This is a genomic window from Paracoccus sediminilitoris, assembly GCF_003259195.1.
GTDB lineage: Bacteria > Pseudomonadota > Alphaproteobacteria > Rhodobacterales > Rhodobacteraceae > Paracoccus > Paracoccus sediminilitoris.
Window position 1 is genome coordinate 1 of sequence record NZ_QJPK01000075.1, and the last position, 1,229, is coordinate 1,229.

Below are 1,229 nucleotides of genomic sequence, written 5' to 3' on the forward strand. Positions count from 1 at the left end.
AGAAGGCTCGTCTCCATCCGCCACAATCCAGCCAGGGCGGGGTCAGCCAGAAGGATGCCCTCAACCCTCGCAGCCTGGGTCTCGGCACTCAGAAGAAGCGATACGACATCCATCTGATAACCCATGATTATAGCGTTTATAATTTAGCATATACCCGGCATTCTTCAGTTGCCCAGTACTTTTAGAAAAGGAGCGAAATTCCTGCTACTCTCCCACTCAGGCAGAGGAACTCCCAAAGGCTCGGAATACGGCCCAGAGAGCGCACAAGGGCGCTAAATTCCGTCTCCTGCTGAACGCACAGGATCTGAGCATCCGTACAGCTGCAGCAAATATCGGTGTTGCATCCGTTTACAAACGGTCGTTTAATAACGACATGCGAAATTGCAAAACCCGTTGCCCATGGCCCTGATCGGCTATGCCCGCGTCTCGACCGAGGACCAGACCCCCCGGCCGCAGGTCGATGCCTTGTCAGCAGCAGGCTGCGCCGAGGTTCACCAGGAACAGGCCTCGGGTGGGGATCGGGGGCGCCCCGTGCTGGCGCGCGTTCTCAAGCGGATGGGGCGTGGCGATACGCTGATCGTCATGCGCATCGACCGGCTGGCGCGCTCGCTCTCGCATCTCCTGGAGGTGATCGACCTCCTCGATGCCAAGGGCGCGTTCTTCCGTTCGCTGCAGGACCCCATCGACACGGCCAGCCCGCAAGGCAAATTCACCCTCCAGGTTCTGGGGGCCGCCGCCGAATTCGAGCGTGCCCTGATCCGAGAGCGGACAAAAACAGGCCTGGCCAGCGCGCGCAGCAACGGCCGCATCGGCGGCAATCCGGGGTTGCGGGCGGGTGATCCTACGGCGATCCGCCGGTTGCGGGCGGCCCGGTTGGACGGGTTCATGGAACGCTTGGCGGATCGCGCGCCCGAATGGGTCCCACATGTCCGCCGCCTACGCCCCGGCATGGCTTGGGAAGACGTCGTGCGCCTGATCAATGCTCCCCTGCCCCGCGACCGTCACTGGACGCAGGCACGGCTTTTGCGCGCGACCCGCGCCTATGTCCGCGACGGCTTCCTGCCACCCGACGTCCTGAAACGGGCCGAGCGCCGGCACCGCGACGACCGCCTGCCTGTCATCGTCGCCGCGATAAAGGGCTCGGATCCCAACATCACCCTCCAAGCCATCTGCGCCCGCCTGGAGGCGATGCGAGAGCGCACCCCGCGCGGCCGGACCACCTGGCAGCC

Annotated in this window: 1 protein-coding gene; it reads left to right on the forward strand. The window is 63.9% G+C overall.

Translation table 11 applies throughout. The annotated features are described in order from the left end of the window. Positions 1-399 precede the first annotated feature (399 nt). On the forward strand, positions 400-1,229 hold an 830-nt coding region (locus tag DKT70_RS17605), incomplete at its 3' end, for a recombinase family protein (protein ID WP_111560336.1).